We start from the raw sequence: 19,334 nt of genomic DNA, 5'->3' as shown, positions 1-19,334 counted from the left end.
CCCATGAATAACTAAAAAAACAAATATAATAATACACTAACGAAAATGAAGATCGGTTTATTTATTCCCTGCTATGTTGACGTGGTTTATCCTCAGGTAGGAATAGCCACTTACAAACTATTAAAGCATCTAGGGCTGGATGTGGACTACCCGCTAAACCAGACCTGCTGCGGACAACCGATGGCTAATGCCGGATTTGAGGGACAAGCTATCCCACTTGCCGAAAAGTTTGAAGAGAAATTCAAAGGTTTCGACTATGTGGTATCGCCCTCGGTTAGTTGTACTGCGTTTATAAAGCTAAACTATCCCCGCTTATTGAAAGGTAAAACGGAGTGCGAGACTGCCAAGAAAGCGATGGATGTTGTTGAATTCCTGCACGATGTGGTGAAGGTCAACCATCCATTAGGCACCTTCCCGCACAAGGTTAGTTTACACAACTCTTGTCACGGCGTGAGAGAATTGGGGCTGAGCTCGCCTAGCGAGGAGAATATCCCCAAGTTCAATAAAATCAAGGATTTGTTGAACCTTGTAGAGGGCATACAGGTATTAGAGCCTGAGCGCCCTGACGAATGTTGCGGTTTTGGCGGTATGTTCTCGGTTGAGGAAACAGCCATTAGCGAGCAGATGGGTATAGATAAAGTGCAGCGCCACAAGAAAACCGGTGCACGATTCATAACCGGTCCCGACTGCTCGTGCCTGATGCACATGGCAGGTATTGCCAAGAAGCAAGGTTTGGATGTGGAGTTCAAGCATGTGGTAGAGATCTTAGCAGCAGGACTTTAATAATTGAAAATTGAGAATTGAAAATTAAGAGTTATGAGTACAGCACATAGTAACGCAGCGAAGGAGTTCTTGAAGAACCAGACATACGCAAAATGGCACGACGCCACTTTCTGGGCAGTACGCACCAAACGTGACAATATGGCATACGGACTTGATGAATGGGAGCAACTACGCGAGAAGGCCAGCGCCATCAAGCGCCATACCATCACCCATTTGGACGAGTATCTTGACCAGTTTGCCACAAAGGCCGAAGAAAATGGTTGTATTGTGCATTGGGCCAAAGATGCGCACGAATTCAACGAAATCGTATATGGTATCCTGAAAAACCATAACGTCAAGAAACTCGTTAAATCGAAGTCGATGTTGACAGAGGAGTGCGAGATGAATCCGTACCTGGAGCAGCATGGTATTGAGGTGGTTGAGACCGACCTGGGCGAACGCATCATCCAGCTGAAAGGTCAGGCACCGAGCCATATCGTGATGCCAGCTATCCACCTGAACCACGACGATGTAGGCGAACTATTCGAGGAGAAACTTGGCAGCGAGAAGGGCAACCACGATCCCACGTACCTTACTTATGTAGCCCGATTGAGTCTGCGCAACGAGTTTCTTACCGCAGATGCTGGTATGACGGGCGCCAACTTTGGTATCGCAGAAACAGGCGATATCGTGGTTTGTACCAACGAGGGTAATGCCGACATGTCGACTTCATGTCCCAAACTGCACATTGCTGCTATCGGATTGGAGAAGATTATTCCTAATTACGATTGCTTAGCCGTGTTCCAGCGCATGCTTTGTAGAGCTGGAACGGGCCAGCCTACCACTACGTTCACCTCGCATTTCCGAAAGGCACGTCCTACTGCGAACCCCATGCACATTGTGCTGGTTGATAACGGACGCAGCGAGTGGATTGGTAACCCTGAGCATTGGGAAGCACTTAAGTGTATTCGTTGCGGATCGTGTATGAACACCTGTCCTGTTTATCGTCGTAGTGGCGGCTATTCGTACAGCTACTTCATCCCAGGTCCCATCGGCATTAACCTTGGTATGCTTCGCGATCCACAAAAGCATTCCGGTAATGTTAGTGCCTGCACCCTGTGTAACTCATGTCAGACGCTCTGCCCAGCCAAGGTAAACTTAGGCGACCAGATTTACATGTGGCGCCAGCAGTTAGACGAGTTCGGTACTGCTAACCCGCAAAAGAAGATGATGTGTAAGGGCATGAGTATGGTATATGGCAACGAGGGCGTTTACAATCTTGGTACGGCTTTGGCTCATTGGGCCAACCTCATTCCATCGCCACTTATCAACTGCGGCATGAATCCATGGGCCGAGGGGCATAAGATGATGGAATTCCCTAAGGAAACATTCCACTCGCTATGGAAGAAAGGAAAAGTGAAATAACTTTGAACATTGAATATTGAACATTAAGTTATGAGTAACAAAGACGATATTCTGAAGAGATACAGGGCGAATGTGAGAGAGAAATACGACATGCCCGATTTGAGTGATATCAAAGCAACCACCTACCCCAACCCACTGGTTCAGTTTGTGAAGATGACAGAGATGGTAGGCGGACAAGTGATAGAAGTTGATCCTGGCCGCGATATCAACGTGCTTATCAAGGAGTTGTTTCCTGACGCCAAGGAGATTGCCTCAAATCTGCCAGAGATAACCATCGCCACTAGAAATCCTGATACTGTTGGCAGAGCCCGCGATCTTAACGGCACAGATGTTGGCATTATCCGAGGTAAATTTGGTGTAGCAGAAAACGCGTGCATCTGGATTCCACAAACCATGAAGGAGAAAGCCGTTTGCTTCATCTCCGAGAATCTGATCATCCTGCTACCTAAGAGTCAGATTGTAAACAACATGCACGAGGCTTACAAGCGCATTGAGTTTGATAACGAATACGATGGATATGGTACGTTTATCAGCGGACCGTCGAAAACGGCAGATATTGCACAAGTACTGGTGATGGGTGCCCAAGCGGCCCGAAGCGCCACCGTATTACTACTGCCAGAATAAAGGTATAAGCATTAAACACATTCAGGAGGTCGATTATCACATCGACCTCTTTTTTGTGATATCAAAGTGACCATTTATACCAATCGTAGCAAATGCCACGCCCTCCAAAACCCTCCTTCTGATAAATCAATTGTTTATTCAAATATGTACCTTGATTTTCGGTTGAGATACCAAAATCAAAAAATCGATGATTACAAAAAGACAGACTGATCACCTGCTCAAACAATCCATCGAGTGCATGCAACTCTCTCCCCCTTGGGTTGGCTGCAATGTATTGCGAATGAACCACCTGATTAGTAAGATAAAGCACACAACCACCAATGGTTTCGCAATCTTCTTTTGCAACAAACAAACGTATTTGCTCAGGAAAACGCTCGTGCAACAACATTATTTCATCGAGTGTATGCACAGGTTTCAGGCTATATCGCTCTTGCAGATTAGCCGACAGAATTTTCCAGAAAGGCTGATAGTCCTCGGTTTCCTCGATCACCACACCTGCCTGCAGGGCCTTTTCTGCCCCACTTTTTCTGATACGATACCACGTATTTGGCTGCTCACGGGAGATGGTTGTAGATAAACTACGTGTAATACGCACATCGAAAACCTCAACGATAGCATAAAGATCTTCTTCCGAAGGTTGCTCGTGATATATCCAAGGCACAGGTTTATACACCACTTTCTTTAAACCCATTGAGCGCCATTTTTCTGCCAATAGTTTAAATATCTCAACAACATCGGCAGCTGTAGCCTTGCCGTTCATGAGCAGTCCGCCGTACGTTAAGCCCTGATGCGAATAAAACGTATCGCCATCCACATTACCGGGCAGCAACGCATAGAGTTTTCCTCGGCGATAAATCATCAGCGAGAAATCTGTGAATCGGTCAGCATGATAGTCCATATAGTTACGATCGAAGAGGAAAGTGCCGTTCTTCGATGTAGCCACGAACTGGTTCCATTCGGTGGCCAAGTCGGGTGTGTATCGTTTTATTTCGAACATCCGATGTATTTCAAGAATTCGTCGTAATCATAGATGTAATCATCCTCGTCGTAATGTTCCGAAGCCAGAACCAGACATACGCCGCCCGAAGAGAAATCATCAAGTGTTCGCCAGATATTGGTATCGATCAGCAAGCCTTGCCAAGGATGATTCAGTAACACAGTCTTGCGTTCGTAACCATTATCCAACGTTACATGAAACGAACCGCTTAGAGCAATCACAAACTGACGGAGCTTTTTATGCGCATGCCCTCCCCTACTCTCACCACCAGGTACATCATATACCCAATAGGCGCGCTTGATATCGAAGGGAATCATAGCCTGCGCTTCAGCAAACGTCAGATTGCCACGCGGATCAGTGATCCTGGGCAAATCTATGATTTTAACCTCTAAGCGGTTCATTCAATAGTTACACATGTTTAGTGTTCAAACTTAGTGTATGGATCGGTACCCAGTACGGTCTTAGCCAGACGCTTAGCTTTGTCGCGCAGCGCATTTACATCGTCGCCAACCTCACCGTAACAGAGTACTACACCCATACGACGACCCTTATGGGCCTCGGGTTTACCGAAGATACGGATACGTGTGCGATCCTCCTTCAGTGCCTCGTCGAAGTTGTAGTCGAGTAATGAGCGATCGACAGGCGTAGAAGCCTCCTTTGGTGAGAGAATTACAGCCGATGCACCAGCATGCTCAAGATGAATTGCGGGTATAGGCATTCCCATTACGGCACGGAAATGCAACTCAAACTCACTCAGGTTGGTGGTATGTCCGAGTGTTACCATACCAGTATCATGCGGACGTGGACTCAGCTCGCTAAAGATAACCTCGCCCTGCTTGGTCAGGAAGAACTCAACGCCCCAGATACCAGCACCAGTAAGGGCCTTAGTTACCTTATCGGCCATTATCTGTGCCTGCTTCAAAGCCTCATCGCTTATCTTATATGGCTGCCACGACTCACGGTAGTCGCCTGCCTTCTGTACGTGTCCGATTGGAGGACAGAACAGTGTGGGCCGACCATTCTTCTGTGTAACGGTGAGCAGGGTAAACTCCGAATCAAAGTCGATAAACTCCTCGATAATTACCTCTTTCACATCGCCACGACTACCTTCCATAGCCTCCTTAAAGGCCTGCTCCAGCTCGTCGTCGTTGTGTACATAGCTCTGACCGTGACCAGATGACGACATCAATGGCTTAACAACACATGGGAATCCAATCTCATCGGCTGCAGCCTTGAACTCATCAAAGGTCTTGGCATAGAAATATTTTGCTGTGCGCAGTCCCAGTTCCTTCGATGCCAGATCGCGGATAGCACGACGGTTCATTGTAAAGTTTACGGCGCGGGCAGATGGAACCACCTGGATACCCTGCTCCTCGAACTTAAACAGTCGTTCGGTACGTATAGCCTCAATCTCAGGCACGATGATATCGGGCTTGTGCTTGTTTACCACAGCCTCAAGAGCATCGCCATCGAGCATTGAGAATACTTCGCGCTCATCAGCCACCTGCATGGCTGGCGCATTGTCGTAACGATCGCAGGCAATCACATACTGGCCTGCACGCATGGCGGCTATCACGAACTCCTTACCGAGTTCTCCTGAGCCTAAAAGCAGAATCTTTTTCATTTTTCTATTGTTTGTTTCAACATTTGCCACTCGGGCGTTACAGCCAACTTGCGTACGCACTGGTCGATACGCGCCATAGCATCTTCCTGACTCATCTTCAGCTCCTTGGCTATCTCCTGCAACGATTTGCGTTCGCAGCCAAACAGTCCATAGTAATGCGTCACAGCCTCCTCTTCCTCAGGTGGCAACAAGTAGAGCAGATGCTCCAGATAGTGCTCCATCTGGGGAGTAACGCTGGTGGGATTGATACCAATACGCACCAGATACGAGTGGAGTTCTTTAGTTAAGTTATCTGTTGGCATACATATTATCGTAATACTTCTGATAATCGCCGCTGGTTACATTATCCAGCCACTCCTGATTGTCGAGATACCAGCGAACGGTTTTCTCGATTCCCTCTTCGAACTGCAGAGAAGGCTCCCAACCCAGTTCCTTCTGGAGTTTTGAGCTGTCGATAGCATAACGCAAATCGTGTCCGGCACGGTCGGTAACGAAGGTAATCAGGTCCATATCCTCGCCTTCCTTACGACCCAGCAAGCGGTCGACGGTCTTAATCACCACCTTGATGATATCAATGTTCTTCCACTCGTTAAAGCCACCGATATTATAGGTATCAGCAATCTTACCCTCGTGGAAAATCACGTCGATAGCACGAGCGTGGTCCTCAACATACAGCCAGTCGCGTACGTTCTCGCCCTTACCGTAAACAGGCAGAGGCTTGCGATGACGGATATTGTTGATGAACAATGGAATCAGCTTTTCGGGGAACTGGTAAGGACCGTAGTTGTTCGAGCAGTTGGTTACTACTACAGGCATGCCATAGGTATCGTGGAATGCACGAACAAAGTGGTCGCTAGAAGCCTTCGAAGCCGAATATGGTGAGTGAGGATTGTACTTGGTTGTCTCCAGGAAGAACTTATCGCCGTAAGCCAGATGGTGCTCTGAGCTTGATGCGGTAGTTGTGAATGGAGGCTCGATACCCTCGGGGTGTGTCAGTTCCAATGCGCCATACACCTCATCAGTACTGATGTGATAGAAGCGCTTACCCTCGTACTTCTCGGGCAGACTCTCCCAATACAACTTGGCAGCCTGCAACAGGCTCAAGGTTCCCATCACGTTGGTCTTGGCGAATGTAAATGGATCCTTAATCGAACGGTCAACATGACTCTCAGCAGCCAGGTGAATGATACCGTCAACCTTCTTATCCTGCATCAGCTTGTAGAAAGCATCAAAGTCACAGATATCCATCTTCACAAACTCGTAGTTGGGTTTGTTCTCGATATCTTTCAGGTTAGCCAAGTTACCAGCATAAGTCAACTTGTCGAGGTTAATAATGTGATACTCGGGATACTTGTTCACAAACAGGCGCACTACATGACTTCCAATAAAGCCTGCACCTCCAGTAATAACGATAGTTCTTTTCATATCTATATATTTTTTTAATCTCCTAATGTTATAACTTCTAAATCTTTAAATTCTTTTCCGTCGATGGTAAGGCGGACCAGGGTTCTGTCTTTATGCCATCCCTGTATTCCAGCGGCACCTGGGTTTATGTGCAGCAGATTCAGGGTTTTGTCATATTTCACTTTCAGTATGTGCGAGTGTCCTGCCACAAACAGCTGTGGCGGCATGGCATAGAGCGTAGAGCGAACACTGGGATCGTAGTTGCCAGGATAACCGCCAATATGCTTAATCAGCACATCTACATCCTCGCACTTAAATCGGTTCAGCTCGCGATACATCAGTCTCAAGTCGCCCCCATCACAGTTTCCACATACAGCTCGGAAGGGACGGAATGCAGCCAACTTCTCGGCCACCTCTACACTACCGATATCGCCAGCATGCCAAATTTCGTCGCAGGGTTCAAAGTAGTGCAGATACTTATCGTCCCAATAGCTGTGAGTATCGCTCAGTATGCCTATTCTCTTCATAATCCAAAACGCTTGCGAATAAAATCGGCAATCAGTTTCTCGGTTTCTTCAAGTCCCAGCAAACTGGCATCCACGCACAGGTCGTAGCTTTCAGCAGCGCCCCACTTCTTACCAGTATAGTAATTATAGTATTGCGCACGACGGGCTTCCACATGCTCAATCAGTTTACGGGCTTGCTCAGCATCCAACTGTTTTACTTTTGATACGATATCTACGCGGAAGTCCATCGAGGCGGTGATAAACACGTTCACCACATTCTCGAAATCTCGCAGAATGTAGTCGGCACAACGGCCCATGAACACGCAACTGCCCTCGCTGGCTGCCTTTTGGATGGCATCGCTCTGAAACTTAAAAAGGCTCTCCTGCGAGAAGTTCGAACCGTACAAGTTGCCACCCATAAAATGTGGTGTTTGCACATTCAGCAATCCACGCAAAAAGCCTTTCTTCTCATCGTTCTGTTTAAAGAACTTCTCTGAGAATCCACTCTCTTTAGCAGCCAAATTCAGCAACTCGCGATCATAATACTTCGCTTCAAAGTCCTTGGCCAGCATGCGTCCTATTTCCTGTCCGCCAGCACCAACCTGTCTGCCTACGTTAATAATAATATGTTTCATTATTCTTTAGTTATTCGCATTCGCAGCTTTAAATTTCTTCATATACCACATCAGCAAGGGTATTGTCATCGCAAACGACAGGAAGTCGCTGGCTGGCATCGAATACCACACACCGTCGAGCCCCCATATCAGCGGGAACACATACGCCATCGGTAGCAGCAAGAAGAGCTGTCGCGACAGCGAGAGGAATATCGAAACCTTTACTTTTCCGATGCTCTGGAAGAAATGTGTGATGGTAGCCTGCGCACCTACCACGAAGAATACCAGCATATCCAGTTTGATACCCGTGGCCGACAGTTCTATAAGTGTTTCGTCGGTGGTAAAGATGCGAGCAATCTCGCGGGGGAAGAGCATTGACAGTATCCAACCTACCAGCAGGATAGTTGTAGCACATCCGATGGCCATAAACAGGCATCGCAACATGCGGTCGTACTTCTCGGCACCGTAATTATAGCCCACGATAGGCTGCATACCTTGGCACACACCCATTACAAACATAAAGAACATCATCACCACCGAGTTGGCTATCGAGTAGGCACCCACAGCCATATCGCCACCATAGCGAACAAACTGGTTGTTCATGAAAATCACGATTACACACGATGTAACGTTCATCAGGAATGGCGATATACCGATAGCAATGATATTGCTTACCAATCGTTTCTTCAGTTTATAGATGCCGCGTTTCAGGTGCAGCATCTCGTTCTTGTTCGAGAATAGCCACAACTGCCAGCACATAGCAATCGTTTGCGATGTTACGGTAGCCAAAGCTGCACCACGGATGCCCCAACGGAACCACCATACAAACGCCAGCACCAGCAATATGTTCATGCCCACTGTAAACAGCACCGAGTACATGGCATGTTTGGGTTTGCCTGCTGCACGCAGCACAGCGTTCATACCAAAATACATGTGGGTCATTACGTTACCCAGCAGGATAACGGTCATAAACTCGCGTGCATAAGGCAGTGTTACTTCGCTGGCACCGAAGAAATACAGGATGGGATCCAGGAAAAGCAGACAGATAACCATGAACGAGAAACCAATAATCAGGTTCAGCGTCAGGGTATTACCTAACAGATTCTGCGCTGTAGGATAATCCTTCTGTCCCAGCTTTACGCTAATGCTGGCACTCGATCCCACACCTACTGCTGCACCAAAGGCTGCACTCAGGTTCATAAAGGGGAAGGTAATGCCCAAGCCTGCAATAGCCTCGGGGCCTACTATCTGACCAATCATAGCACGGTCGATGATATTATAGAGACTCGAAGCCGACATGGCCACGATTGCAGGCAGGGCATACTGCCACAGCAATTGCCCTACGGGTTTCGTTCCTAATGCCAAAGCGGCTTGTTTGTTATCACTCATTCGCGTACATATTTATTAAAACGCTGCAAAGGTACGAATATTTTCCGAGATAAGATGCACTTTTTAAAATAATCTTTGTATCTTTGCACTCGTAAAATCAAATTGAATGACCAATTTACGTTTGATAAACCTACTGATTGCCGCACTTTTCTGCGCCATAACAGCCAGTGCAGCCACACTTCCCAAGAGGAAATATCCTGGGGGCAAATGCTATATTTGGCGTTATACTTTGCAGGATAAACGCGAATCAAGTTATACGCTCGACCGCCCTCAGCGCTGGCTCTCGCACAAAAGTATTGAGCGCCGCCGCAAGCAGGGATTACCCTTGGATTCTACCGACCTGCCCGTAAGCAGCGGCTACTTGAAAGCCATCGATCGCATGATCAACGATGCCAATCGCAACGTTAAACGCTCACAAACCGAATCGATGGTTATCGGTACCAGCCGATGGAACAACACCGTATTGGTTCGTTCGGCCGACACCACTTTTTTGCGTCGTTTGGGCGAGCAAGCTTACGTAAAGAACTGCGAGATGGTGTGGGAAGCCCCCGATAGCATCGAGCGTCAAATCAAGATAAAGGCCAACGCAGGATTCAACTCATGGGACAGTCTGAAAGGATCTTTCTATGGTCATGGTCGCGAACAGATCGAGATGCTAAACGGTCATCGTTTGCATAATATCGGTTGTCGTGGAAAAGGCATCACCATCGCCGTGCTCGATGGCGGATTCCAGAACTGCAACGTTCTACCCACCTTTCAGCACGCTATCATATCAGGCGTAAAAGACTTTGTTTACCCCAATAGTCCCAACTTTTATCAGGAAACCGATCATGGCACCAAGGTCCTGTCGACCATGGCCGCCAACGAGCCTGAGGTGCTGATAGGTACAGCCCCCGATGCCCATTACTGGCTGCTGCGATGCGAGGATCAGGAAACCGAGCAGCCTGTCGAGGAGGATTATTGGGCGATGGCTGCCGAGTTTGCCGACTCGTTAGGCGCCGACATCATCACATCGAGCTTAGGCTACACCGAATACGATAACCGTCATGGCTATTACCACCAGCACGATCTGGATGGTCGCACAGCCCTCATATCGCGCACAGCGTCGATGGTGGCACAAAAGGGCATGGTACTGGTAAACTCAGCTGGAAATAGCGGCATGGGCCCTTGGAAGAAAATCACTTTCCCAGCCGATGCCGATAACTGCCTGACGGTGGGCGCACTGAATCATCAACGTGTAAACGCCCCCTTTAGCGGCGTTGGACCTACACAGGATATGCGTATCAAACCCGACGTGATGGCCCTGGGCAGTCCTGCCAACCTTATTTCAGGGCGTGGCGGTATTGTTCGCGATATGGGAACCTCGTTCTCAACCCCCATCGTAGCCGGACTGGTTGCTTGCTTGTGGCAGGCCTTACCCGAGAAAACAGCTCTCGAAATCATTAATCTGGTACGCCAGAACAGCGATAGTTATCAGAAGCCCGATAATATCTACGGCTACGGTACCCCTAATTTCTGGCGGGCGTACATGATTGGAAAGATAAAGTAAAACCGAAGAATTAAAAAGTTGAATACAGAGCGCCATATCACATTATTCGAGCTTAACCGCTTGGTACGCGAGGCTATCGAGGATGCTTTGCCCATGGAATACTGGGTAGAAGCCGAACTCAGCGAGTGCCGCGAATCACGTGGTCATTGTTATATGGAGCTTATTCAGAAGGATGAACAAACCGCCACACCTATCGCCAAAGCCTCAGCCAAATGCTGGGCCAACAAGTGGCTCACCATCCGTCCTTACTTCGAGCGCACTACCGGTCAACAACTGCATGCCGGTATGAAAGTGCTGCTACAGGTTTACCCGCAGTTTCACGAGGCTTACGGTTTCTCGTGGATCGTGACCGACATCGACCCCACCTACACCTTAGGCGATATGGCCCGCAAGCGTCAGGAAATCATCCAGAAGCTTAAGGCCGAGGGCGTGTTCGACCTGCAAAAGGAACTACAGTTACCCGTTTTCTGCCAGCGTATTGCCGTTATCTCATCGCAAACAGCCGCTGGCTACGGCGATTTCTGCAACCAACTGGCTGATAACCCTTACGGCTTTAAATTCGAGACACAGCTCTTTCCTGCTATCATGCAGGGCGAGGGCGTTGAACAGAGCATCATCAGTGCTCTGGAGCAGATTTACGATATGCCATTTGATTGCGTAGTGATTATCCGTGGTGGTGGTGCTACCAGCGATATGAGCGGTTTCGACACCTTGGCTTTGGCCGAAAATGTGGCCAACTTCCCAATACCTATCATAACAGGTATCGGCCATGAGCGCGACGAGAGCATACTCGATATGATATCGCACACCCGCGTAAAAACACCCACAGCTGCAGCCGCCTTGCTCATCGACCACCTGAAGGGCGTACTCGAAACCATCGAAGGAGCCCAGAGCATGATTACGCACTACGTTCAGCAAAAATTTTCAATTGCCAATTCTCAATTGTCAATTATATCCGAGGCTATCCCCCGATTGTTCTCGATTGTAAAAACCCGACAGGAGGCTAAGATTGATGCCCTCTATACCCGCCTGCCAATGTTGATAGAGCGCCGATTCACATCAGAGAGACATCGTCTGCAACTGATGGACGAGAAACTCAAAGCCCTCGACCCAACCCTGTTGCTGGCTCGCGGCTACAGCATCACTATGCATAACGGCCGGGCCGTAAAAGACGCATCGCAGCTGCCCCCCGGCGCCGAAATCGAGACCCGCCTAGCCAAGGGTACCATTCACTCAGTAATTAAATCCGTATAAAATACAATGGAAAAAGAACTGAAATACGAGGCTGCTATAGCCGAATTACAGTCCATCGTACACAAGATGGAGAACGACGAACTCGACATCGACCAGATGGCCGAGCAGCTTAAACGTGCCCAGCAGTTAATCAAGCTCTGCAAGGACAAACTTACCAAAACCGACGCCGAAATCAAGAAAATACTTACAGAATAAAAGATTTTAGGCTAAAAGTTTTGCTAATTTGATATTAATTATATACTTTTGCATGCAAATTTGAAATTTCAAACATAGAAAAAAGTAATATGAAGAATTTGGATTGGGGTAGTCTGTCATTCGGCTACATGAAGACCGACTACAACGTACGTTGCTATTATCGCGATGGAAAGTGGGGCGAAATCGAGGTTTGCTCCGACGAGTATTTGAATCTGCACATGGCTGCAACCTGTCTGCACTACGGTCAGGAGGCTTTCGAGGGTCTTAAGGCTTATCGTTGCCCCGATGGCAAGGTTCGTGTGTTCCGCGTTGACGAGAATGCCAAGCGCCTGCAGAGCACCTGTCGCGGCATTTTGATGCCAGAGGTTTCAACCGAGTTGTTTACCGAGATGGTTAAGAAGGTGGTTCGCCTGAATCAGGAGTGGATTCCTACTTATGAGAGTGGCGCAACACTCTATATTCGTCCGCTGCTTATTGGTACCAGCGCTCAGGTAGGTGTTCACCCCTCTAAGGAGTACTGTTTCCTCATCTTTGTTACACCAGTAGGCCCATACTTCAAGGGTGGTTTCTCAAGCAATCCTTATGTGATTGTTCGCGATTACGACCGTTCAGCCCCTCTCGGCACAGGTAAGTATAAGGTAGGTGGTAACTACGCTGCCAGCCTGTTTGCCAACAACCTGGCTCACGAAAAGGGCTATGCTTGCGAGTTCTATCTCGACGCAAAGGAGAAGAAGTACATCGACGAGTGCGGTGCAGCCAACTTCTTTGGTATCAAGAACAACACCTATATCACACCAGAGTCGACCTCTATCCTGCCCTCTATCACCAACAAGAGCTTGATGCAGGTTGCTGAGGATCTGGGCATGAAGGTTGAGCGCCGCCCTATCCCCGAGGAGGAGCTCGAGACCTTTGAGGAGGCTGGCGCTTGCGGAACAGCCGCTGTTATCAGCCCTATTTCTTATATCGACGACCTCGATACCGGCAAGCGCTACTCATTCGGCGACAAGCCAGGTCCACAGTCAAAGAAACTCTTCGATACGCTCCGTGGTATTCAGTACGGCGAACTCGAGGACAAGCACGGTTGGACTACGGTAGTAATCGACTAATCGGATCTTTGAAAAGTATGAGAGAGTTACCTACGCTCGGATTTGCAGAGGCAATCAAACTGGCCTCTAGTCGTATTCTGGATTTCAAAGGCCGCAGCCGTCGCTCAGAATTCTGGTGGTGGATGCTGGTAATTATCGTGGTGGGATGGCTGATTACGCTGCTCACCTCCAACATTCTGGTTAGCGTGATTATCGAGATTATCACCATGTTCTTCGGTCTGGCAGTAACTGCTCGTCGACTGCACGATTCAGGCAAGAGCGCACTATGGGTTTATGTCAGCTATGCTTTAGGCTGTGTAGCCAATCTCCATGTGGCCACATCCAAAAGCATGAACATGCTGATAGAAGAATCAAGCTACATTTCTTCCAGCCAGCATGCCATAGAGAAGATTGTAGAAAACAACTTAGGCGAGATTGCCTCCGTTGGTTTTCTGTCCACCATCCATGGCATTGCGGCACTCATTGTAATCATCATGTGTCTGTTCGATAGCAAGCCAACCGCCAACCAGTACGGCGATTCGCCCAAATATATCAGCGAGACAGAAGCTTAAATAATAAAGCCCACTCAACATCGAGTGGGCTTTATTTTTATTTATGCATACCTACAATTTTCGTGGCAGGCTTTTCTTTGTTTCTCCTGTTCACAACGGTAACAACCGATTGTGCCAGATTGATGAATGCCAGACCGGTAGCCGTTTCGCTGGTGAGAGCAGCGGGCGTACCCTTGTCACCATTGTCGCAGATGCTCTGTACTAGTGGTATCTGTGCCAGCAAAGGCACCTGCATCTCCTCGGCCAACTGCTTGCAACCCTCCTTACCAAATATATAATACTTGTTCTCGGGCAGCTCTGCGGGTGTAAACCAGGCCATATTCTCAATCAAACCGAGAATGGGCACGTTCACCTTCTCGTTGCGGTACATATCGATACCCTTACGTGCATCAGCCAAAGCCACCTGCTGTGGGGTTGACACAATCACCGCGCCTGTAATAGGCAGTGTTTGCAGCAATGTAAGATGGATATCGCTGGTGCCTGGAGGTGTATCCAGGATAAAATAGTCGAGTTCGCCCCAATCGGCATCAGCAATCAGCTGCTTCAGCGCACTTGTAGCCATACCGCCACGCCACAGAGTAGCAGTGTTTGGCGATACAAAGAAACCAATCGACAGCAGTTTAACACCGTACTTCTCGATGGGACAAATCAAATCGCGACCGTCTTTCTTTACAGCGTAAGGCTGTTCATCCTCAACATTAAACATCTTAGGCATTGACGGACCGAAGATATCGGTATCAAGCAATCCCACCTTGTAACCCAAACGGGCCAAAGCGATAGCCAGGTTAGCCGATACGGTGCTTTTACCTACACCACCCTTACCCGAGCTAACGGCAATAATATTCTTGACGCCAGGCAGCATCTCGCCTACCTCTGGACGTGGTTTCGACTTGAATTCTGTTTCAATCTCTACCTCCACCTCCTTGCCGCAGTGGTATTTGATAGCCGCCTCGGCAGCTTTTACAGTTGATTTCAGGAAAGGATCGGTATCGCGTGGAAACTCCAGCACCACCTTTACTTTCCAGTTCTCACCATCCTTCTGTGGAGCAGCCACAGCAGGTGTATCAGCCACCATACCACTCTCCACCACATTCTTCTTGGTGCCTGCATACGTTACCGTAGCCAAGGCATCCATCACCATCTTGGGGTATATTACATTTTCCATTATTTCGCCTTATCTAATGAACTTCTTTTTGATCTGTGATACGAGCGATAGTCGTCCAGTTCAATCTCCACCTCGGGTTCAACCAGCTCGCCGTTGCGAGGCAGATTCCACTTCATATATTTAATATTCAGTCCGCGGGCAATCCACATACCCTCGTAATAAGTCTGAATAGCCAGAATCTTCTTCGTACCCTCGTCGATACGCTCATCGTGATACAAATCCTCTGTACGGAAAATTACGGGCAGCGCATTCTTCTCTACCATATAGGTACTATAAGTAAAGAGGAAGTTCGAATCAGTCTTCAGGTGTATCACGCCGCCATCCACCAGAAATTTACGATAGCGGTTCATAAAATAGGTGGATGTCAATCGCTTACGAGGATTCTTCATCTGCGGATCGCTGAATGTGAGCCAGATTTCCTGCACCTCGTCCTCTGCAAAAAAACGTTCAATTATTTCAATATTCGTACGCAGAAAAGCCACATTCTTCAGTCCCTCGTTCAGGGCCTGTGTAGCACCAGTCCACATACGTGCACCTTTGATATCCACGCCAATAAAGTTCATGTCGGGATACAGTTTGGCCAGTTCCACTGTGTATTCTCCCTTACCGCAACCAAGTTCCAGCACTATCGGGTTATTATTGTGGAAGTACTGCTCGTGCCAGTGCCCCTTCATCTCGAATGGCACATTCTCAATCACCGAAAACGGATACTGGAATACGTTCTCGTACGTTTCCATGTCCGCAAATTTAGCTAACTTTCCTTTTCCCATAATCAAAATTGTGCTGCAAAGGTACGAATAAGTAAGCGAAAAAACAAATTTTTTCGTTTTTTTATTAGCAACACCATACCACCAACTTATCTAAACTGAGCGAGAAAATTCAGAATTCAGTAATTCAGTTTTTTAGGAAGCTATATATCCACTGATAAAGAAACATCAGTGGATACAGAATACAGAATACAGGTTATTTGGAGAGGGATAATCTGTGTGTGACTCAGATATCAGATATCAGTTTTCTTGTGAGCTAATACAACTATCGCTTCACTCTCTAATTATCAATCTTATAAATATTATATATTATTATATATATTATAATATATATAATAATATATAATATTCTAATAGAGTATATTTAAAGTTACAAATGCTTAGCCAAATAAACTGATATCTGATATCTGAGTCATCTTTGTGCTCATGAGAAAACTGAATTCTGAATTACTGAATTTTTGGATTGACAATGCTCACAACAAAACTGTATTCTGTATTTCTGTATCCGCACAAATACAAAGATAGTTCATAATATTTTACATTATTCGTTACACAAATCGTATACAGTATAACCTTTACAAGCATAAAAAATAGCGCTCTCGTGTGGAAAAAATATTTCCCACGTGTGGGAGCAAAAATGCCAAGAAATATGCTAATGCCATATTTTTATGAAAAAATTTGGTAATTTCGGCAAGAAATAAAACCACCTGAACCTAAATTATCTATATAGCGTAATAGTTCCGCCATCGCTCTGGGCGTAATCGATAAGGAGTTTCTGAATGTATTCGGCATTGGCACGAACACGTTCTTCGTTACCATCGTAGCCGTTGATGAGCACAACGAGATGGGTAGTCCCGAGCGTCATTTTGGTGCGCTCATGGTCGCTAGTAGGCGTACCTACACCACCTTGGGCATCTCGATAAACGGGCAGTCCGGCAATGTTTAACGGACCGCGACCGATACCCTCGTAGGGCTCACCCTCTTTACCAACACCTAGCACCAGTTCGGGCCCCACAAACTTATCGGCATCAAATCCACCAATGCTGTAACCATAGGCAATCGAAGCCAGGTTTACCAGATCTACCAACGTATCAATCTGGTAAAGCTCCTTTCCCTGTAGCATTCGACGGATAAGCTGCTCAGAGGCAGGACGATAGCGTGAGGGATCCTTGCCACATAACTTATATACCGCACGTGTGGCGGCGATAGATGGCAACGACTTTACGCTTTCGGTAGTAAGCTCTTGGCGCAAACGTTCCTCAACCTCGTGGATAGCATGCCACAAACGGTCGCTATAAGGCGTATTTACCACCTGAGCCTCAACGCATGCCCCCACAAAATTGGGGCACACGCTGGATATTTCGGAAGACACACTTACCTGTATCATTGCTGCATATTCTGAATGGCGTCGCGGCACTGCTCCATCAACCAACGGGGCGTGCTGGTGGCACCACAAATACCTACACTCTCGATACCCTTCAACCACTCGGGCTCAATCTCCTGTGGGTCCTCAATCAGGTGGGTATTGGGGTTTACACGCAGGCACTCGTTGTAAAGCACCTTGCCGTTTGAACTCTTTCGGCCACACACAAAGAGTACCAGATCGTGCTTGGTGGCAAACTGCGAGATATTGGGCATGCGGTTGGCTACCGAACGACAGATGGTATCGAAACTCTTAAACGTGGCGTTGGGCGAGATATGCGTCTGGATATAATCGATGATGCGACGGAACTCGTCGAGCGATTTCGTGGTCTGCGAATACAGGTAGATATCGCGGGTAAAATCAAGCTTAGTCACCTCGTCGCTACTCTCAATCACAATCGCACTACTATGAGTCTGACCCACCAGACCAAGCACTTCGGCATGACCTTTCTTACCAAAAATCACAATCTGTGCCTCCTCACCTTCGGGAAGATTGGGCGAGGTTTCGTACTGCTCCTTGATACGCTTCTGCAGTTTCAGCACCACAGGGCAGGTAGCATCGATAATCTCGATATTGTTTTTGCGGGCCAGTTCGTAGGTTTCGGGAGGCTCGCCATGGGCACGCAGCAACACTTTGGCGTTGTGCAGTTCGCGCATCTGGTCGTGATTAATGGTAATGAGTCCCATCTCGCGCAGGCGTTCGCACTCCATACCGTTGTGTACAATATCACCTAAACAATAGAGTGTTTCGCCCTGAGCGAGCTCTTCTTCGGCTTTTTTGATAGCGGTGGTAACTCCGAAGCAGAAACCACTGCCGTTATCTATTTCGATAATCATGAATGATTAAATATTAAACATTAAACATTAAAGATTAAACATTATTTTTTGAGCAAAGAGAAATATTCGTCGAGAAGATCCTGAGCAGCTACGAACGATGTTTTCTGACCTGCGAGAACAGCAGTTTCGGCGGTGCCCAACTGAGCCTGGATGGCGGGATTGTTGTAGAAGTTGAGTCGCAGATGCTCGTTGATGCTCTCGTACATCCAGTATTTAGCCTGCTCATTGCGACGATAGGCAAAATAGCCGTTGGCCTTTACAAAATCGATATACTCGTAAATCATGTCGAATATCTCTTTTACGCCTGTACCGTAGAATCCACTGTAGCATAGCACCTTAGGACTCCAACCGCTATCGGGCATGGGGAAGAAGTGGAGGGCATTACGGAAATTGGTAGCCGCCATCTGGCAACGATCCACATTATCGCCATCGCACTTATTAATCACGATGCCATCGCTTATCTCCATAATGCCGCGCTTAATACCCTGCAACTCGTCGCCGGTACCAGCCACCTGAATGAGCAGGAAGAAATCTACCATCGAGTGGCAGGCTGTTTCGCTCTGACCAACACCCACGGTCTCAACAAATATCTTATCGAAACCAGCGGCCTCGCACAGAATAATCGTCTCGCGAGTCTTGCGGGCCACACCTCCCAACGAGCCAGCTGATGGGCTAGGACGTATGAACGACGACGGATGTTGTGCCAACTTTTCCATACGTGTTTTATCGCCCAGAATCGAGCCCTTGGTGCGCTCACTACTAGGGTCGATGGCCAGCACAGCCAGCTTTCCACCCTTCTCCTTGAGTACGTGCATACCGAACTCGTCGATCGAGGTACTTTTACCTGCACCTGGTACACCACTGATACCAATGCGGATGGAATTGCCACTATAAGGCAAGCACTTGTTGATCACCTCCTGAGCACGGGCCTGATGGTCGGGATTCACACTCTCAATCAGCGTAACAGCCTGCGAGAGGATGGTGACATCGCCCTTGAGGATGCCTTCTACCATCTCACCTACAGAGAGTTCGTGACGACGGAAACGACCACGCTTGAGGTAGGGGTTAACGATAGAGGGTTGCTCTACCCCACTGTTTACCTGCAAGCCTGCATATTCTGAGCTATTTTCGGGATGTTCCATA

General features: G+C 47.8%; 21 protein-coding genes. 8 read left to right on the top strand and 13 right to left on the bottom strand.

Going from position 1 to position 19,334, the window contains the following annotated elements:
• Positions 1 to 45 precede the first annotated feature (45 nt).
• The 3 genes from PRU_RS00885 to PRU_RS00875 are packed head-to-tail and all read left to right on the top strand — an operon-like array spanning position 46 to position 2,811.
• Positions 46 to 783 (top strand): (Fe-S)-binding protein, encoded by a 738-nt coding sequence (locus PRU_RS00885; RefSeq protein ID WP_013065657.1) that lies wholly within the window; start codon positions 46 to 48, stop codon positions 781 to 783.
• 33 nt (positions 784 to 816) lie between these two features.
• Positions 817 to 2,187, top strand: coding sequence for a lactate utilization protein B (locus PRU_RS00880; RefSeq protein ID WP_013065339.1), 1,371 nt, complete (start codon positions 817 to 819; stop codon positions 2,185 to 2,187).
• A gap of 30 nt (positions 2,188 to 2,217) precedes the next feature.
• On the top strand, positions 2,218 to 2,811 hold the full coding sequence (locus PRU_RS00875) for a LutC/YkgG family protein (protein ID WP_013064176.1): 594 nt from the start codon (positions 2,218 to 2,220) through the stop codon (positions 2,809 to 2,811).
• Between the two features lie 61 nt (positions 2,812 to 2,872).
• Here the strand turns inward: PRU_RS00875 and PRU_RS00870 are convergent, their stop codons facing one another.
• The 8 genes from PRU_RS00870 to PRU_RS00835 are packed head-to-tail and all read right to left on the bottom strand — an operon-like array spanning position 2,873 to position 9,345.
• Complete coding sequence (locus PRU_RS00870; protein WP_013063749.1) at positions 2,873 to 3,808, bottom strand: GNAT family N-acetyltransferase; 936 nt, start codon at positions 3,806 to 3,808, stop codon at positions 2,873 to 2,875.
• Positions 3,796 to 4,209, bottom strand: coding sequence for a sugar 3,4-ketoisomerase (locus PRU_RS00865; protein ID WP_013065346.1), 414 nt, complete (start codon positions 4,207 to 4,209; stop codon positions 3,796 to 3,798). The genes PRU_RS00870 and PRU_RS00865 overlap by 13 nt, the downstream gene beginning before the upstream one ends.
• A 17-nt stretch (positions 4,210 to 4,226) precedes the next feature.
• On the bottom strand, positions 4,227 to 5,432 hold the full coding sequence (purT, locus tag PRU_RS00860) for a formate-dependent phosphoribosylglycinamide formyltransferase (RefSeq protein ID WP_013064919.1): 1,206 nt from the start codon (positions 5,430 to 5,432) through the stop codon (positions 4,227 to 4,229).
• Positions 5,429 to 5,734, bottom strand: a complete 306-nt coding sequence (locus PRU_RS00855; RefSeq protein WP_013064158.1) for a sigma factor-like helix-turn-helix DNA-binding protein — start codon at positions 5,732 to 5,734, stop codon at positions 5,429 to 5,431. Before PRU_RS00855 ends, purT begins: the two co-directional genes overlap by 4 nt.
• A complete protein-coding gene (locus PRU_RS00850) occupies positions 5,721 to 6,857 on the bottom strand; it encodes a dTDP-glucose 4,6-dehydratase (RefSeq protein ID WP_013063015.1) in 1,137 nt (378 codons plus the stop codon). The genes PRU_RS00855 and PRU_RS00850 overlap by 14 nt, the downstream gene beginning before the upstream one ends.
• Before the next feature lie 14 nt (positions 6,858 to 6,871).
• Positions 6,872 to 7,363: a metallophosphoesterase family protein gene (locus PRU_RS00845; protein WP_013063538.1), complete on the bottom strand. Its 492-nt coding sequence runs from the start codon at positions 7,361 to 7,363 to the stop codon at positions 6,872 to 6,874.
• Positions 7,360 to 7,977: a cytidylate kinase-like family protein gene (locus PRU_RS00840; RefSeq protein WP_013064578.1), complete on the bottom strand. Its 618-nt coding sequence runs from the start codon at positions 7,975 to 7,977 to the stop codon at positions 7,360 to 7,362. The genes PRU_RS00845 and PRU_RS00840 overlap by 4 nt, the downstream gene beginning before the upstream one ends.
• A gap of 6 nt (positions 7,978 to 7,983) precedes the next feature.
• Positions 7,984 to 9,345, bottom strand: a complete 1,362-nt coding sequence (locus tag PRU_RS00835) for an MATE family efflux transporter (RefSeq protein WP_013063793.1) — start codon at positions 9,343 to 9,345, stop codon at positions 7,984 to 7,986.
• 106 nt (positions 9,346 to 9,451) lie between these two features.
• Between PRU_RS00835 and PRU_RS00830 the strand changes: the two genes are divergently transcribed.
• The 5 genes from PRU_RS00830 (at position 9,452) to PRU_RS00810 (ending at position 14,000) form a co-directional block, all read left to right on the top strand.
• Entirely contained in the window at positions 9,452 to 10,894 is a 1,443-nt protein-coding gene (locus tag PRU_RS00830) for a S8 family peptidase (protein WP_041385496.1), read from the top strand.
• An 18-nt stretch (positions 10,895 to 10,912) separates the two neighbouring features.
• A complete protein-coding gene (xseA, locus tag PRU_RS00825) occupies positions 10,913 to 12,148 on the top strand; it encodes an exodeoxyribonuclease VII large subunit (protein WP_013063189.1) in 1,236 nt (411 codons plus the stop codon).
• A gap of 6 nt (positions 12,149 to 12,154) precedes the next feature.
• Positions 12,155 to 12,343, top strand: coding sequence for an exodeoxyribonuclease VII small subunit (xseB, locus tag PRU_RS00820; RefSeq protein WP_013065600.1), 189 nt, complete (start codon positions 12,155 to 12,157; stop codon positions 12,341 to 12,343).
• Between the two features lie 74 nt (positions 12,344 to 12,417).
• Positions 12,418 to 13,449: a branched-chain amino acid aminotransferase gene (locus tag PRU_RS00815; RefSeq protein ID WP_258575527.1), complete on the top strand. Its 1,032-nt coding sequence runs from the start codon at positions 12,418 to 12,420 to the stop codon at positions 13,447 to 13,449.
• A 17-nt stretch (positions 13,450 to 13,466) separates the two neighbouring features.
• Entirely contained in the window at positions 13,467 to 14,000 is a 534-nt protein-coding gene (locus tag PRU_RS00810; protein ID WP_041385495.1) for a DUF805 domain-containing protein, read from the top strand.
• A 37-nt stretch (positions 14,001 to 14,037) separates the two neighbouring features.
• Here the strand turns inward: PRU_RS00810 and PRU_RS00805 are convergent, their stop codons facing one another.
• The 5 genes from PRU_RS00805 to meaB form a co-directional block, all read right to left on the bottom strand.
• Positions 14,038 to 15,165 (bottom strand): Mrp/NBP35 family ATP-binding protein, encoded by a 1,128-nt coding sequence (locus tag PRU_RS00805; RefSeq protein ID WP_013064606.1) that lies wholly within the window; start codon positions 15,163 to 15,165, stop codon positions 14,038 to 14,040.
• A complete protein-coding gene (gene trmB, locus PRU_RS00800; protein WP_028908156.1) occupies positions 15,165 to 15,935 on the bottom strand; it encodes a tRNA (guanosine(46)-N7)-methyltransferase TrmB in 771 nt (256 codons plus the stop codon). Before trmB ends, PRU_RS00805 begins: the two co-directional genes overlap by 1 nt.
• A gap of 715 nt (positions 15,936 to 16,650) precedes the next feature.
• Positions 16,651 to 17,319, bottom strand: a complete 669-nt coding sequence (locus PRU_RS00795; protein ID WP_013063797.1) for a B3/B4 domain-containing protein — start codon at positions 17,317 to 17,319, stop codon at positions 16,651 to 16,653.
• Positions 17,316 to 18,191: a 4-hydroxy-3-methylbut-2-enyl diphosphate reductase gene (locus PRU_RS00790; protein ID WP_013063493.1), complete on the bottom strand. Its 876-nt coding sequence runs from the start codon at positions 18,189 to 18,191 to the stop codon at positions 17,316 to 17,318. The genes PRU_RS00795 and PRU_RS00790 overlap by 4 nt, the downstream gene beginning before the upstream one ends.
• A 41-nt stretch (positions 18,192 to 18,232) precedes the next feature.
• Positions 18,233 to 19,333, bottom strand: a complete 1,101-nt coding sequence (gene meaB, locus PRU_RS00785) for a methylmalonyl Co-A mutase-associated GTPase MeaB (protein WP_013065696.1) — start codon at positions 19,331 to 19,333, stop codon at positions 18,233 to 18,235.
• Between the last annotated feature and the right edge of the window lies 1 nt (position 19,334).

The sequence above is a fragment of the Xylanibacter ruminicola 23 genome, assembly GCF_000025925.1.
Lineage (GTDB): Bacteria > Bacteroidota > Bacteroidia > Bacteroidales > Bacteroidaceae > Prevotella > Prevotella ruminicola.
The sequence above is the reverse complement of the archived record's forward strand: the minus strand, read 5'-3'. Positions and strand labels throughout refer to the sequence as shown.